Genomic DNA, 1,033 nt, shown 5'->3' with positions numbered 1-1,033 from the left:
GCGGCGGCGCGCCGAGCTGATCGAGCGCTTCGAGCTGGACCCGACGAAGAAGGGCCGCACCTACTCCAAGGGCAACCGGCAGAAGGTCGCCCTGGTCGCCGCCTTCGCCTCGGACGTGGACCTGCTGATCCTGGACGAGCCGACCTCGGGCCTGGACCCGCTGATGGAGGAGGTCTTCCAGAGCTGTGTGCGCGAGGAGCGGGCGCGCGGCCGTACGGTCCTGCTCTCCTCCCACATCCTCGGCGAGGTGGAGCAGCTGTGCGACCGGGTCAGCATCATCCGCAAGGGGCGGACGGTGGAGAGCGGCTCACTGGCCGAGCTGCGGCATCTGACCCGGACCAGCGTGAGCGCCGAACTCGCGGGCCCGCCCGGCGCGTTGGCGGAACTGCCGGGGGTGCACCACCTCGACGTACAGGGCCACCGAGTGCGGCTCCAGGTCGACACCGCCCGGCTCGACGGCGTGCTGCGGGTGCTCGGCGAGTCCGGCGTGCGCACGCTGACCTCGACCCCGCCGACGCTGGAGGAACTCTTCCTGCGGCACTACACGAACGACGCCGACGGCACCGGCGCGGACGAGGTGACGGTGTGAACGCGGCGGTACGGGGCGGACGTCACCGGTCGTTCGCCGGTACCGGGACGCTGGTGCGGTTCGCGCTGCGCCGCGACCGGGTGATGCTCCCGGTGTGGCTCGCGGTGATCGCGCTGATGGTCCTGAGCATGCCGGGCGCCCTCGACGGCGTCTACGGCACCCCGGCCGCGCGCGCCACGCTGATGCACCAGATGACGGCGAACACCTCGCTGCGCGCCATGGTCGGACCGGTCTTCGCGGACTCGCTGGGCGCGCTCACCGCCTGGCGGATCGGGGTGTACGCGAGCGCGCTCGCCGCCGTGCCGAGCCTGCTGGTCGTGGTGCGGCACACCAGGGACGAGGAGGAGAGCGGGCGGCAGGAGATGGTGTCGTCCGGGACGGTCGGGCGGCGGGCCCCGCTGACGGCCGCGCTGCTGACCGCGGCGGGCGCGAACGCCGTACTGG

At 73.2% G+C, this 1,033-nt stretch carries 1 protein-coding gene and 1 pseudogene; both read left to right on the top strand.

Features of this window, described 5'->3' with window-relative positions:
• The coding region (locus FRZ03_RS12170; protein WP_146465166.1) for an AAA family ATPase at positions 1-589 on the top strand (589 nt) is incomplete at its 5' end.
• A gap of 83 nt (positions 590-672) precedes the next feature.
• A pseudogene (locus FRZ03_RS12165) lies at positions 673-1,033 on the top strand (ABC transporter permease); the annotation flags it as partial.

This window comes from Streptomyces misionensis (genome assembly GCF_007896895.1).
GTDB lineage: Bacteria > Actinomycetota > Actinomycetes > Streptomycetales > Streptomycetaceae > Streptomyces > Streptomyces misionensis_A.
Note: the sequence above shows the minus strand (reverse complement) of the source record. Positions and strands in the feature narration are given on the sequence as shown.